Here is a 14,963-nt window from a genome sequence, read left to right as displayed (position 1 = left end):
GTCAGAGCGAGCCGAGGAACGCCAGCAGGGCCTGCCGGTCCTCGAGGACGAGCCGCGTGTAGCGCTCCTGCGCGGGCGCGGCCTCTCCGCCATGCCACAGCACTGCCTCCTCGAGGTTCCGGGCCCGCCCGTCGTGCAGGAAGCGCGTGTGGCCGCTCACCGTCGCCGTCAGGCCGATTCCCCACAGGGGCGGGGTTCGCCACTCCTGGCCGGTGGCGAGCCCGTCCGGACGTCCATCCGCCAGCGCCTCGCCCATGTCGTGCAGCAGCAGGTCCGAGTACGGGAAGATGCGCTGGCGCGACAGCTCCGGGAAGCCCGCGACCTCCTCTGTCTCCATCGGCCGGTCCACATGGCAGGACGCGCAGCCGATGGCGCGGAACACCGCCTTGCCACGCAGCACGCCGGGCGCGTCCCAGTCCCGCCGCTGCGGCACCGCCAGCAGCCGCGTGTAGAAGACGAGCCGCTCCAGGTCGTAGTCCTTCACGTCGGGCGTGGCGGCGGCGGGGACGCCCTCGGGCTCCTGGGCGCGAGGGTACAGCTCGTTCGTCAGCCCCATGTCCGCGACCAGCGCGTGCGTCACCTGTTGCAACAGGGTGGGCTGGTTGGCCTTCCATCCGAAGCGGCCCATCCGGGTGCGGCGCTCCTTCACGTCCTCCACCTGGTTGGGGCGTCCGGAGATGCCGTCGCCATCCCGGTCCTCCGGGTCCGCCAGCGCCAGCAGTGTCTCTTCGGGAATGGCCTCCAGCAGTCCGAGGCCGAAGTTGGCCGGCGACACGCGAGGCGAGAAGGGCGTGCCGTCCTCCAGCGGTCCACGCGTGAGGTCCTTGAAGAGGTAGACGGGGCGCAGCAGGGAGTAGGGCTCGCCCGTGGCGAACGTGCCGGTGAGCTCCTCATGGCCCACCTCGACGCTGCCCTCACCGCGGGCCTGGCCGAGGTGGTGGAGGTCCAACTGCTCGCCGTACACGGGATGGGGTCCGGGGCCGGTGGGAGAGCCGAGCTGGAAGGCCAGCGACACCAGGGGCTCGGAGGGCGAGAGGGGAGGGCGCCCGCGCCCGTCCTTCACGTGGCACCCCATGCAGGAGTTGGAGCTGAAGAGGGGGCCCAGTCCGGGGCCATGGCCGGGGTCGCTCCAGTCGCGGTCGAAGACGCGCTTGCCCAGGTGGAACTCCGGCCAGCGCGCGCGGTCCATGTTCGGCGGCGAGCGACCGAAGGCATTGCGCCCCGCCTCCGTCACGGTGGCGGCGCCACCCGGCAGCTCCTCGCCCGGCTCCAGCGCGAGGGCCAACTGTCCCAGCACCAGGGGCGGGGGCAGGGGACGACGCCCCGCCTGCGCCCACACGGCGGTGAGCACCAGCGCTCCAAGAGGGATGCCCAACAGGTACAGCCGCCGGCTCATCGAGGTGCCTCCGGGAACGCGGGAAACGACACGCCGGGCGGGATGCACGACTCCCGCCCGGCGTGGGGCCCGTGCGCGGGGCACGGGCGGGACGACTACTTCGCCGCCGGCTTGAAGGACTCGCTCAGGATGTTCATCCCCTGCGCGGTCGCCTTCACGTCGATGCCCGTGAAGCCGTTGTACGGGTAGTGCCCGTCCTCGATCTCCTCGATGAACTCCACGGAGTCACCGGTGAGCACCTTGCCGTCATCCAGCGCCACCGAGAAGGTGGTGCCGTTGGTGCGCAGGCGCCAGCCGCACGCGCCCACGTTGGCCGGAGCGGTGGGCTGCTCGCCGTTCTTCCCCCAGATGATGTCCAGCTCGAAGAAGTCGGCGTACGCCATCAGGAAGCGGATGAAGTCCCGCCAGTTGGTGAAGATGATCATCCGGTTGGCGGTGTTGGTGGACGTGCCCTGGAGCACGCCCTCGCGGTAGACGTTCATCCGGTAGTTGGAGCCGCCCGGCGCGCCGCTGAACGTCGGGGTGATGAACGCGCTGTTCGCCTCACGGCCCGGCGTCACGCGCAGCGTGCTGACCACCTGGTCGCCCGAGCGCGCGTCCAGCTGCAGCACGCCCGAGGTGCTGCCGAACTTGATTTCCGTCGCCTGCGTCCAGCTGGCCGCCCGAGCGAAGCTGCTGGCGACACCGTCCGTCTTCACGCTGCGCAGACCGGTGACGGCCAGGCCCTGCTCCGTCGACGCCAGCTGCGCGTTACCCAGCGCGCAGCTGTTGATGCCGTCGAACCGCTGCGTGCACTTCGACTCCGCGCCGGCTTCCTGCGTGGCCACATCGCCGTCCGCCGCCGTGGGCTCTTCGCCCTGACAACCCGACATGACGCTCAGGAGCGCCGCTGCGAACAAACGGCCCATCATCTTCAGCTGCATGGAATTACCTACCTCTTCAATAGGGGGAGGATCTGCACCGCCAGGAGAGTGCTGCATCCGGTGCCGGCCCAGCCCGAATGCTCCATGTGGCGGCGAGCCATCCCCTTGCACCCCGCAGGCCAGCGCTCACCGGCATGTTTCACCTCCTCTGTATCAGTGAGGAATTGAGCCTCCAGGGCGTCGTGGCTGTAGCGTGTGTTGTTACAGCCTCGCGTTGAATGTATCGCGCCCTGCCACACGCCATTCGCCGAGCGTGACATTGACCCGTTCCATGCGTGTGGTGCGCGCAGACGCTGTCTGGGTATGGGGGCGATTCCGATTCCAAGAATCATTGTCAAAATGTTGGAAACCGCGAATCTGGACAGGTTGCGTCATCCTGTTTAGCGAGTCCTTCCTGTCAGGTCATTTATACGAGCGAAGCAGGAGCAACTCTGCTTTTACGCTGAGACTGGAAGGTGCGCCCTGGGTCGAGGCCGCCTGGACAGGAATAATGCGGAACCGGTATAAAACCATTCGTCAGACTGGTGACACTGGTGATTCCGCCAACCTCATACAAGTCATGACGCTCTGAGAAGGGGGCATTCCCTATGGCTCGTTCGTCGTTGTCCCGCGGTGTGCGTCTTTTCAATCGCGGCCTTTTCTCGTCGGCTCTGGCGGTATCGTTGTCGGCATGTGAGCCGGCGGCTCAGGTCGAGCCTCTCAATCCCACTCCCGCGGAGACGGAAGAGCTGGGGGTGGACCCGAAGGCGCTGCTGGACAGCATGGCGGTGTTCTCGCTGCGTCCATTGGCCCATGAGCCGGTGCCGCAGCCGGTGGGCAGCCGCATCATCAACAAGGCCGCCGCCATCCGTCTGGGCAAGGTCTTCTTCTGGGATATCCAGACGAGCGGCGACGGCCAGACGGCCTGTGCGAGCTGCCATTTCGCCGGTGGCGCGGATGACCGTCGCATCAATACCGTGCACCCCGGCTTCGACAACGTCTTCGACAGCATCGCGGGTCCCGGCGAGACGTTCACGCTCGCGAAGATCACCAGCGATGACCGCATCGGCTCGCAGGGCCCGCTGCGCGCGCAGTTCCTGGGGCTGAACCCGGACCCCACCGTCGCCGCGGATTCCTGTGAAGTGCTGCCCGCCGCTCCGTTCAACGAGCACCGGCTGGTGGGCCCGCGTCACAGCCCGTCCGTCCTCGGCTCGGGCTTCTACCGCAACCAGTTCTGGGGCGGCGAAGCCAACGCGACCTTCAACGGCGTGAACATCTGGGGCTTCACCGAAAACAACACCCAGGGCTTCCTCCTGCGCATCGAGAACGCGTCGCTCGCGTCCCAGGCCACCGGCCCCGTGACGAACTTCTCCGAGCAGTCGTGCTCCGGTCGCCAGCTGCTCGGTCCGGGCAGCCTGGGCGCCAAGCTGGCCGTGCGCCAGCCGCTGCGGCACCAGCGCGTCTCCACCTCCGACAGCGTGCTGGGCACGCTGGCCAACCCCACGGGCCCGGGCCTCATCTGCAACGGCGCGCCGTGCACCTATGACCAGCTCATCCGCGAGGCCTTCGGCGACGCGCTGGCCAACATCTCCGTCAACGTCTTCTCGCTCATCTGGGGCGAGGCGCTCCAGGCCTACCAGGCCACGCTCATCCCGGACCAGACGCCCTTCGACAGCTTCCTGTCGGGCAACCTGAACGCGCTCACCCCCAAGCAGCTCAAGGGCCTCAACGTCTTCGTGGGCAAGGGTGAGTGCATCAACTGCCACACCGGCGCCATGCTGTCCGACGCGACGATGAGCTGGTACGAAATCGCCGGCCCCCTCAACCGCGACGGCGGCGACACGGGCTTCCACAACATCGGCGTGCGTCCCACGGACGACGACCTGGCCCGCGGTGACCTGGGCATCTTCGGCGGCGAGCCCAACTCCGTCAGCCTGTCTCCGTTCGACATGGGCGCGTTCAAGACGCCCACCCTGCGCAACGTCGGCCTGACGGCGCCGTACTTCCACAACGGCGGCTACCCCACGCTCGACGACGTGGTCGACTTCTATGCCCGAGGCGGTGACTTCAACAACCCGGAGAAGTCGCTCGACATCAAGCCGCGCACCTTCAGCGCGAGCGACCGCTCCGCGCTGGTGGACTTCCTCTCCAACGCGCTGACCGACTGCCGCGTGTACACGTACCGCGCGCCGTTCGACCACCCGGAGCTGCCGTTCCCGAACCGCGAGACGCTGCCCGTCACGGGCCGCGGCGGTCGGGGCGCCTGCCGCTAGGCTCGGTTTCGCTTGCGATGAGAGTGAGCCACCCAGGGGGCTTCAGGCCCCTGGGTGGCTTTGCCCTTTTTGCGCGGGATGTCAGGGCCAGCGCGAGAATGGGCGGAGTCTCGGCTCCCGGGGCTTGCTTGATGCTCCGGGGACCTCGTGGAAGAGTTCCTGACCTTCGCGTCAGGTCTGAACAACAGGTTTCTCCCAGGAGTTGTCGCATGAGTCAGGAAGCCGTGCCCATCGACCCGCATGAGACGCTGTATCTGCCCATGAGGCGCCGCTTCATGAGTGAGTACGTCCAGACACCCGAGGGCACGAACGAGCTGCGCATCTATTACGGGCTCAAGGAGATCTCCATCGAGGAGGCGGACCTGCACTCCTTCGGGGAGAACCTGCTCAAGCAAGACCAGTTCATGGCGGCGATGGCCACGCGCTGGAGCAACGGCGAACCCTATGCCTGGGAGCGCGTGAAGGAGCTGCTCGAGCAGCTGCTCGCGGAGAACATCCTGTCGCGCGAGGCGCCGAAGCTTTCGCCGGAGACGGACTACCACAAGATGGTGATGGCGTCGGAGGCCCGGCGGCCCGCGCCCTCGGAGCCCATGTGGTGGAACCCCGACACGGAAGGGGTGCTGCAGCAGCTGGTGGGCCGGCCGATGGAGGTCGGCTTCCTGGAGGCGATGCTGCCCGTGCACCGCGCGGCGCACGCGGCGCTGGATGCCGAGGGGCGGCACATCGGCGAGAACAACGTCTTCCCGGACTCCATGCGCATGCGGATGGAGACCGAGTGGCGCATGTGTCCGTATCCGGGAAGCCGCTTCAAGGACGACGCGCTGATGAACGTGACGGCGCTGAAGTCCATGTCCAAACACTGGAAGCCCACGCTCCAGGCGCTGCTCATCCTGCGCGAGGCGTTCCTGAAGCGCTATCCGCTGCTGGCGGATGGACAGTGGCGCCTCGGTGACCTGCATGCCTTCAGCTGCGCGGTGCTGGCGGTGCCGTCGCTGATGCTCCTGCGCGGCAAGGACCCCATCCCCAACGGGACGTTGGACCCGGTGCTGTCGTCGGTGTTCCGCGTCACCGACGGCGTGCGCATGGTGAGCATCTACCTGATGTTCCTGCCCGAGCAGCCGATGCCGTATGAGACGCCCATCAACCCGGCGTCGCTGCTGCACCTGACGGAGCGCGACAACCACTTCCTGTCCACCCGTGGCGTGTGCGCGGGCCCGCCGCACATGGTCGACGAGTTCTTCGCGACGATGCTGGATGGCAAGCCCATGGCGGGTGAGCCCCTGCCGGAGCCGTCGTGGCTCGCGGAGATTCCCGCCGCCATCGACTACGGCCTGCGCGGCCTGCAGCTCTACTCGCTCCAGTTCACCCTGTGGGCCCACATGTGCCACACCTACGAGCGCATTCGTGACGCGGTGCTGCAGGCCGAAGGGCCGGCGGACAGCGGCTGGGGCCGGCTGCGTCAACGCATCGAGAAGGACTGGAAGGTCATCCTGCCAACCCGACAGAACACGTCGGTCCAGCGCGAGTGGGCCAAGGCCCGCTACGTGGAGATGTATGACCGCGCGCAGCGCGGCCTGCGCGGCTTCAGCGAGGAGAAGCTCCAGAACATCAGCGACGTCTTCTCCCCGCCGAAGGACGCCGTGCACGCCCAGGCGGCGGAGGCGCTGCGCAAGCTGTTCCGCGAGCGTGCCCCCGTGCCCGACGGCGCGCGCCCCGAGCTCATCGACGCGGTGGCCGAGGCGCTGGCCGACTACCTCACCATCGAACGCTCCGCGCTGGGCACGCTGGAGACCGTGCAGCGCGAGGTGAACGCGCTGCTGCAACGCCAGCACCCGGACCGGCCCTTCACCAACCTGGACCTGTCCATCCACCACCGGCTGCGGTTCGCCACCATCGGCGTGCTGCCCTACCTGCTGGATGTCTTCCGCGAAGAGCTGGGCGTGGGCATCGAAAGCCACGTGGCGGACGTCAAAATCACGCCGGGGGCGCCCTCCGCCGCTGCTGCTTGAATTGACGCAATGTTTCACTCCCAGGCCTGGATGCATCAGCTTGTGTTTCAGGCCTGGGAAGCTTGACTGACCTGTTTCACCGACTTATATCGGAGAGCGCCAATTGCGACGGTTGTCAGGACTGTCGTGGATGGTGTCGCTGTCCCGAAAACCAGGAGCGAGCACATGCAGATCAAGACCAAGGTTCGTGGCGGTCCCCGTGGCTGTGGTGGCACCGTCGTCGTCAAGGCTGTCTGAGTCGTGCCGTAGTCCGAAGTCGGAACCTCTGACCAGGAGCAAGACCATGCAGATCAAGACCAAGGTTCGTGGCGGTCCCCGTGCCTGCGGCGGCGTCATCACCGTCTGAGTCGTGCCTGTCGTCTGCTGTCTCAACCTCTGACCAGGAGCAAGCACATGCAGATCAAGACCAAGGTTCGTGGCGGTCCCCGTGCGTGCGGCGGCGTCATCACCGTCTGAGTCGTGCCTGTCGTCTGCAGTCGGAACCTCTCACCCAGGAGCTCACCATGCAGATCAAGACCAAGGTTCGTGGCGGTCCCCGCGCCTGTGGCGGCGTCATTGCGGTCTGAGTCGTGTTGTCGCTGAAGCGGTAGCAGTCGCGGCGACGACGTGCCGGAGTCACGGCACGCGTTTGACTCACGTTTGATGGCTTGTCCTTCGGTCGTCGGCAGGCGGAGCTTCCGCCTGCTGGCGACCGTTGTTGTTTTTCAGGGTGCGGCCTTCCCGTCACGGGTGGGCGATGACGATGAGCGTGGGCGCGCGAGCGTTGACGCAGTTCATCACCTTGCGCATCGTCACCGGGTCCAGCGCGCCGAACGCCTCGTCCAACACGACGACCTGGACGCGCTGAAGCAGGGCGCGCGCGACGAAGATGCGGCTCTGCTCGCCGTGGGAGAGCTGCCAGCCGCGCTCGCCCACCATCTGCAGGATTCCCGCGGGCATGCGCTGCAGCAGGTCGCCCAGCCCCAGCTCCTCGCACAGCTCCCGCGCCAGCTTCATGTCGTCCTGCGTATGCGGCCAGGCGCGGCCCAGCAGCAGGTTCATGGCCAGCGTGCCGGAGACGACGTGGTTCTCATGGAACTGGGGTGCGCCGGCGATCTGCGCGCCCCAGCCGTCCGACGTCCACGTCGACATGTCCAGGCCGCGCAGCAGCACCACGCCGGAGCCCTGGCGCCGCAGGCCCGTGAGGATGGAGGCGAGGGTGGACTTGCCCGAGCCGGAAGGCCCTTCCAGGAGCACGCGCTCGCCGGGGCGGATGGACAGCGAAGCCCCCTCCAGCACCGCGCGCGGCGAGGCCGGGTGCTTGAAGTACACGTCGCGCACCTCGAGCAGCGCCTGGTTCCTGGACGGCGCCTCGCTGGAGGTGAGCGGCGCCACCTGGGGCACGCCATCTTCATCCTCCTTCGTCGCGCCCACGGCGCGGGCGAGCCGGGCCGCTTCCAGCATGGGGCGCACGCCGTCGAACAGCACGCGCGAGCCGATGAGCGCCAGCGCGCCCACCGTCATGGACGTCACCGCGCGGGCGCCCAGCAGCGCCGCGCCCACGCCCACCGCGATGGTCGCCGTGGAGCTTCCCGCCAGCACGCTCGGGAGCGTGGCGATGATGGCCACCGGAAGGATGCCCCGGCGCGCGAGCGTCATGATGCGCGCGGTGCCCGCGTCCCAGCGCTCGGCGGCGTCCGAGTAGCGCGCCAGCTCCTGGTCCTCCTCCTCGTGCCAGCGCGACGGCTGCTCCTGCGCCAGCCGGGTGCGGTGGCCGAGCATCCGCTCGATGAGCGCGTGCGTCATCACCACGCGCGCCTCCGTCCAGCCCCGGAAGAGCACGGCCTGCCGGGCGACGAGCACCCCCAGCACCGCGCAGCAGGCCGCCAACGCCCCCAGCCCGAGCCAGCCCGCAGGCCCCGACAGCGTCACGCTGGCCGCCAGCGTCAGGTCCACCACCGCGAGCATGCTGGTGAAGCTGCCCGCGAGCACCATCTGCTCCATGCCCGCGCTTTCGAACGTCCGCCCCACGTACTCGCCAATGCCTCCGCGGCGCGCCTCGTCCACGGGCAGCGAGAGCGCTCCCGCCAGCAGCCGTCGGCGCAGCAGCGCGGAGAGGTCCAGCGCCAGCGTGCCTTGCGTCCACGCCAGCGCGGCCTGCAGCGGCACCGCCGTCAGGCCCATCAGCGCCCAGGCCCAGAGCCAGCCCTGGTCCAGCTGGCCCTCGAAGGCGCCCCGGCCAATCAACCACCAGGCCGCGAGCACGCAGACCTGGATGAGCACCGCCAGCAGCAGCACCAGCATCAGCCGGGGGGCCGCCGACAGCGCCTTCAGGTGGTGGATGAGCCGGGCACCGGGGGGCAGGCGCAGGGTGCGCGCGGCGACCAGGTGGGTGTTGGCCAACTGCGCGCCCATCAGCGCGCGGCGAGCCAGGGTTCGTTGCGGCTCGCGCAGCGCGGTCCCCGCGAGCACCCGGTCCACGGTGTCCACCTGCTGGAACTCGACGAGCGCCTGTACGGCGGCGGTCAGCTCGGACACGGGCACGTCGCGGACCGTCTCGTCGGGGGCGAGCACGCGCGCCGTCCTCCCGGACGGGGACACGCGCAGGAGCGCGACGACCTGCACGCCTCCGTCACCGACGACGTCCAGCAGGGCAGGGGCGGCGCGCTGGATGGCCTTCTCCACCTCGCCGTGGCGCGTGTAGAGCAGGTCCAGCTCCAGCCCCTGGGACTGGGCCACCGCGTCCAGCCACTCGCCCAGCCGGTTCGGGTCTTCCGGCAATCCACCCACCACCCGTCCGGAGGTGCGCGGCAGCGGCAGCCCTGCCCGGAGCGCCAGCGCCTCCAGTGCCTCCGCGGCCCGCCTCGGCTGCCACGCCAGGCCCGAAAGCGGCCCGGCCGCCCTCGGCTTCAGCTCGTTCGCCAGGGTCGTCACGCCGCCCCCTCCCGCATCGGCTTCGTGTCTTCCGCGGGATGCTCGCTGAGCAGCCCGTGGTCCAGCACCATCCGCCGCCACCCCCCGTGGCCCGTCAGGTCACGGCGCATCTGCTCCTCCTCGTCGAGCAGCGCGCGGTACACGGAGTCCTCGCGCTGGGCGAGCCGCTTCGGGTTGTCGTCCTCCACCAGCTGGCCGCCCTTGATGACGAGGACGCGGTCGAACGTCAGCGTCTCCGCGATGTCATGCATGATGCACAGCAGCGTGGCGCCGGAGAGCTCGGCGCGTGAGCGCTCCAGCAGCGCCGCGCGCCTGTCCCGCTCCAGTCCCCGGAACGGCTCGTCGAAGATGGCCAGCCGCACCCCGGGACGCAGCAGCGCCCGCCCCAGGCGCACCCGCTGCCCCTGACCGCCGGACAGCAGGCTGCCTCCCTCGCCCAGCCGCGTCTGCAGGCCGAGGGGGAGCTTGTCGAGGAACTCGATGAGGTCCGCCGAGCGCAGCGCCTGCCCCACGCGCGGCAACACGTCCGTCGCCTCCACGCCGTAGGCCAGGTTGTCGACGAGGGACTTGTTCCACAGCGTCACCTCCGGCTCCACCCAGGCCGTCTGCCGCCTCAGCCGGGCGAGCACCTGTCCCGCCAGCGGCGCGCCATCCACCTCCACGCTCCCGGACGACGGCCGGTGCCAGCCCAGCAGGATGCCCACGAGCGAGGACTTGCCGGCGCCCGAGGGGCCGACGATGGCCACGTGCTCTCCGGGGCGCACCGCCATGTCGATGCCCTGCAGCACGGTGAAGCCCGCGGCCTTGACCTCCACCTGCTTGAGCGTGAAGCCCACGCCACCCGTCTCGGCCCGGGCGTCCACGTCGTCGGCCGTCTCCAGCCCCGCGCCCACCTCGTCGGGCGTGAGGAGCGGCTCCATCATCCGCGCGGTGAGCGACGAGGCGGCCGGGTACTGGCGCAGCGCGTCCGCCAGCTGCTTGCCCAGGGTGGCCAGGGCGAGCGCCCAGTAGACGAGCAGCAGCACGGCGCCAGGCTGAATCCCCTGGGACACGGCATGCAGGACGATGGCCACCGAGCCGCCCGTGGCGACCATGGTGGCGAGCGTGTCGGTGAGGATGCCGCGGCTGAGCAGCGTGCGCGCGGCGCGGACGAACTCGTGCAGCGGCTCCTCATGGGCACGCCGCAGCGTCAGCTCCGCGCGGTGGGCCCGCAGCGCCACCGCCCCGCGCATGGCGTCCAGGTAGAAGCGCGACAGCACGCCGTCGAAGTCGCGCATCCGCCGGTCCGCCTCCAGCAGCGAGCGCTGGGCGAGCAGGGGGACGGCGAGCGCCAGTCCTCCGCCGATGATGATGAGCGGGGCGCTGCCAGGGGCCAGCCACGTCAGGCCGGCCAGCGTGACGAGCATCTCCGCGGAGGCGCGCAGCACGCCCACCGCCATGGTCGGCACGGAGCGCACCTGGTGGATGCCGTGGCAGCGCTGCGCCATGTCGGAGACCAGCCGGCTCTTGAAGTAGCGGTCTCCCAGGCGGGGTATCTTGTCGAGGAACGCCAGTCGCAGGCGCAGCTCCAGCCGCCGGCCCAGCCGCAGGGTCCCCAGCGACAGGGGGAACTCCAGCGAGAAGATCATGCCCATCAGCGCCAGCAGCGTCACGATGCCCGCCAGTCGCTGCTCCTGGGTGGTGAGGTAGCGCCCCGCGTCGATGATGCCGCGCAGGAGCAGGGCCTCCAGGAAGCCGCCCACCGCGGCCGTCAGGGCGATGGCCGCGAGGACCGAGGGCGCCAGCACGCCGTCCCGGCGCATCAGCGCCACCAGCTCCCGCAGGGGCCGGGTGGGAGGCTCCTTCAGGGCCGCCAGGAGCTCCGCGGACAGCGGCGGCTCTCCCTCGGCGCGCTCCGTGCGCAGGCCCCGGGCCAGGATGGCCACCACGCCGCGCAGCGTGACTTCCTCCGCGTCGGGAGGGCCCACCGCCGTCCAGTAGGAGGCGGGGATGACCTGCTCGGCCCGCCCCTCCGCGAGCGCGGCGCGCACCTCGCGCAGCAGCTGCTCCAGGAAGCGCTCGGAGGACTCGCCCCGCTCGACGCCGCCCCCGTCCACCAGCGTCTGCACCAGCCGCGCCGCCGCGTCCAGGCAGGCCACGCTCTTCCACGTCTCGTCCGCGAGCGCCTCCGCGAGCAGCCGCTCCGCGAGCGGCTTGTCGGCCAGCGCGCCCAGCCGCAGGCGCATGCCCGCGAGGAACTCCTCCGTGCTGGCCCACGCGCGGAAGCCCTCGGCGGGGACGGGCAGGGCGTGGACGTAGAGCCGCTCCATCAGCTCCGTCACGGACACCCAGCGCCGTCCCAGCGCGGGGTCCATGATCTGCACCATGTTGCCCCACCGCCGCCAGATGACGATGAAGTGCAGGTTGCTGTCCGCCAGGCGCACCACCGCGAGCGCGGGCAGCGCCTTCGTCTCCGGCATGAGCACCTGGTCCAGGGGCAGGACGACCTGGACGGCGTCCATGCCCAGCTTGCCGGCCAGCTCCTCCAGCACGTCGATGGACGTCCCGTCGATGTCCGTCTGGCAGGCCTCGCGCAGACGGCCGTAGCTGACGGGGAGGTTGAAGCCGTCGAAGAGGGCCTTGAGGGCCGCCGGACCGCAGTCCATGGCGGACGTCTGGATGACTTCGGGAATGAGCAGTCGTCGTGTGCCCGCCATGACTCAGCCTCCCCCCCGCGACATCTCCAGCTCCCGGGGCGTGCGCGGCGGCAGCGGCCGTGCCCGCGCGGGCGCCTCCATGCCCCGTCCCAGCGCCCGCAGCACCAGCCGCAGGGGCGTGGCCTCCTCCACGGCGATGTCCACGGTGCCCGGCAGGCCATGCTCCAGGGGAATGCCCACCGGCATCTCGTCCACGGACAGCTCCGCGCGCACCATCCCGTCGCGGGCCTCGCTCGCCACCGCGACCACCGTGGCCTGCACCATGCCGAACTCCGTCCAGGAGAAGCCCTCCAGCTTCATCCGGGCCCGCTGTCCGGCGCGCACGCGGCCCAGGGCCGTGGCGGGGGACAGCTGCGCGACGATGCGCACGTCACCGCCCGCGACGACGGTGGCGATGCGGTCTCCGGCTCGCACCTGCGCGCCCACTCGCACCGAACTCGTCTCCCCGAGGATGCCGTCCGCGGGCGCCTTCACCACCCGGCGCTCCAACTCGTCGCGCAGCCGCTCCACGGAGGCGCGCGCCACGTTCTCCCCGGACTCGAGCTCCGCGATTTCCCGCCGCAGCGCCGCGACGCGGATGCGCCGCTCGGTGGTCTGCATGGTGCCGTCCATCTTCACGCGCGCGAGCCCCGCGCGAGAGGCCTGCTCCACCGCCTGCGCCCGCTCCAGCTCCGTGCGCACCCGGTTCCACTCCGACTCGCTCACCAGCTGCCGCGTCCAGAGCTGCTCGGTGCTCGTCTTCTCCTCCAGTGCCCGGCGGGCCAGCGCCTCGGCCTCGGCGAGCCGGGCGCGGGCCTCGTCCACGCCCGCCGCGCCGCGCTCCTGCTGGGCCACCAGCGCGCTCTGCTCCGCGTCCAGCTCCGCGCGCGCCGCCACCAGCTGCGGCCCCACGCCCTGCAGCAGGGCCTCCGCCTCCGCGAGCAGCCGCGCCTCCTGCTCATGCGCCAGCTCGAAGAGCACCTCGCCCGCGGTCACCTGACGGTGCAGCTCCACCCGCGTCTTCACCAGCCGCCCCTCCACCGGGGCGTCGACGGCGTAGACCTCCCGGTGGACCTCCAGCCGCGCCTGCACGCTGGGCTCGTACACGGTGATGCGCGCCCGGACGAACCAGCCGCCCCACACGGCGAACAGCCCCACCGGCAACAACCAGAGCGCCGAGCGCCCTCGTCCCCGCACCAGCGCGCGCATGGTGCGCGGGAACATTCCTTCACCAACTCGCATGGATGAAGCCTACCTCATCGCCGTTGTCCGACCGACTCCCCGCATTCTCGCCCAATGGACTGACGCCGCACCGGCACCGTGGACTCGGGGGACTGGCTCCGGGGGCGCGGGATGCGGTGTCTTCACGCCGCGCATGCGCTGCCTGTCCGGCTCGGGGGCCAGGGCCGTGACCGCCCGGGCATCCCCAGTCAAGGGTTGTCCAAGCGAATCCTATTTATTGGAGCGGGCGCGCTTGTGCGTGAAAACATGTTTTAAAGGTATTGCGACGCATGGCGCGATGCGGTCTCCACGTAGATGGAACCGTGAGCAGGGCTTGGCGCGTCTCACGGCGCGGCGCGCGCCAGCATGGATGCGAGAGGCAGACCTGGTGGATTTCAGGATCCTGGGTCATTCTCGCGTTTTGGTAAATTGGGCGAAATATCCAAGTCTGCGGATTTAAAAGGGATGACGGGTTTTTCTGTTGAAGGCTTGACTCCCATTTTCCATCGATTTTTAATGATTCTACTCAGGGTGTGTATGGGCTCGCCCCTCGCCACCCGGAACTTCGCTGTCCTCCATCAGGGAGTAGACATCATGAAGATCAAGACCAAGGTTCGTGGCGGCCCCCGGAGCTGCGGCGCCAATGGCACTGACCACTGGTTGCGTACGACGCGCTGACGCAGGCCCCGTGGTCTTCACCTGGGCTGTATTTGCCCGGATGTGGCTCGGATTCGTCAGCGGGAAGCGCATCGTCCGCCGGCGATTTCCACTGCAGCGCCACGCGTCATGTATTTTCGTGTTTCGCGAAGTTTGAGATTGGTTGTAGCGCCAGAAGTTACAATGACTTTCTCCGCAATCTTTACGGCATGGCTTGACTGACCGATTACGCCCGTCTTTAATGATTCCAGTTCCGGCGCGAATCTGGTGTCTCGAAGCGAAGGCAATGGCGAGCGAGGCACGGCGTAGGTTCCAGGTGGTCTGGGAATAGCGAGACGGGCGGCAGGTTGAGGGGATGGTCGAGCCCGCGAGCGCGACGAGAATCAGGTGGCGGCGTTTAGACAGCGAGTGTCTCAACGGCTCGGATGTCAGAGGGGTGTGCTTGATTGTTCTGCTCGCTGGAAGGAGCAAGCACATGCAGATCAAGACCAAGGTTCGTGGCGGTCCCCGTGGTTGTGGTGGCGGCACGGTCGTTCTCCCGACTCGTCCCGGCACCCAGATTCCGTAGTTGTCTCTGCCTTTCCCACTCTCCAGGTTGTCTGGAGCAACGCAGTACTCTCACCAGGAGCACATCATGCAGATCAAGACCAAGGTTCGTGGCGGTCCCCGTGGTTGCGGCGGTTCCCTGCCCGTGGTGACCGGCACGGTTCGTACGCAGATCCCGTAGTCGTCGCTGGCGGTCGCCAGACGATTCCGGCTGTACCTTCCTCAAGATCTCTCACCAGGAGCACACATCATGCAGATCAAGACCAAGGTTCGTGGCGGTCCTCGTGGTTGCGGCGGTGGCGGTCAGATCCCCGTGCTGAGCACCGACGTGCTGGCGTAGTCGTTCACTCCACCCGTTTCACTCGGAGAAT

At 69.1% G+C, this 14,963-nt stretch carries 7 protein-coding genes; 2 read left to right on the top strand and 5 right to left on the bottom strand.

Annotated features, from left to right (window positions below):
- Position 1 precedes the first annotated feature (1 nt).
- Positions 2-1,396 carry a di-heme oxidoredictase family protein gene (locus HUA74_RS43180; protein ID WP_174459244.1) on the bottom strand — a complete coding sequence of 465 codons (1,395 nt, stop codon included), beginning with the start codon at positions 1,394-1,396 and terminating at the stop codon, positions 2-4.
- Positions 1,397-1,491: 95 nt separating this feature from the next.
- On the bottom strand, positions 1,492-2,319 hold the full coding sequence (locus tag HUA74_RS43175; protein WP_174459243.1) for a hypothetical protein: 828 nt from the start codon (positions 2,317-2,319) through the stop codon (positions 1,492-1,494).
- Between the two features lie 662 nt (positions 2,320-2,981).
- Between HUA74_RS43175 and HUA74_RS43170 the strand changes: the two genes are divergently transcribed.
- The gene (locus HUA74_RS43170; protein ID WP_174459242.1) at positions 2,982-4,571 is read left to right on the top strand and encodes a cytochrome-c peroxidase; all 1,590 of its coding nucleotides are present in this window, start codon (positions 2,982-2,984) and stop codon (positions 4,569-4,571) included.
- Between the two features lie 209 nt (positions 4,572-4,780).
- The gene (locus HUA74_RS43165; protein ID WP_174459241.1) at positions 4,781-6,580 is read left to right on the top strand and encodes a hypothetical protein; all 1,800 of its coding nucleotides are present in this window, start codon (positions 4,781-4,783) and stop codon (positions 6,578-6,580) included.
- Between the two features lie 723 nt (positions 6,581-7,303).
- Here the strand turns inward: HUA74_RS43165 and HUA74_RS43160 are convergent.
- The 3 genes from HUA74_RS43160 to HUA74_RS43150 are packed head-to-tail and all read right to left on the bottom strand — an operon-like array spanning position 7,304 to position 13,392.
- The gene (locus HUA74_RS43160) at positions 7,304-9,493 is read right to left on the bottom strand and encodes an ABC transporter ATP-binding protein (RefSeq protein ID WP_174459240.1); all 2,190 of its coding nucleotides are present in this window, start codon (positions 9,491-9,493) and stop codon (positions 7,304-7,306) included.
- Complete coding sequence (locus tag HUA74_RS43155; RefSeq protein ID WP_174459239.1) at positions 9,490-12,189, bottom strand: ATP-binding cassette domain-containing protein; 2,700 nt, start codon at positions 12,187-12,189, stop codon at positions 9,490-9,492. Before HUA74_RS43155 ends, HUA74_RS43160 begins: the two co-directional genes overlap by 4 nt.
- A gap of 3 nt (positions 12,190-12,192) precedes the next feature.
- Positions 12,193-13,392 carry an HlyD family secretion protein gene (locus HUA74_RS43150; RefSeq protein ID WP_141645227.1) on the bottom strand — a complete coding sequence of 400 codons (1,200 nt, stop codon included), beginning with the start codon at positions 13,390-13,392 and terminating at the stop codon, positions 12,193-12,195.
- Positions 13,393-14,963 lie beyond the last annotated feature (1,571 nt).

Origin of the sequence: Myxococcus sp. CA051A, from assembly GCF_013336705.1 — a bacterium.
Classification (GTDB): Bacteria; Myxococcota; Myxococcia; order Myxococcales; family Myxococcaceae; genus Myxococcus; species Myxococcus llanfairpwllgwyngyllgogerychwyrndrobwllllantysiliogogogochensis.
This window is presented reverse-complemented; position numbering and strand designations above follow the sequence as displayed.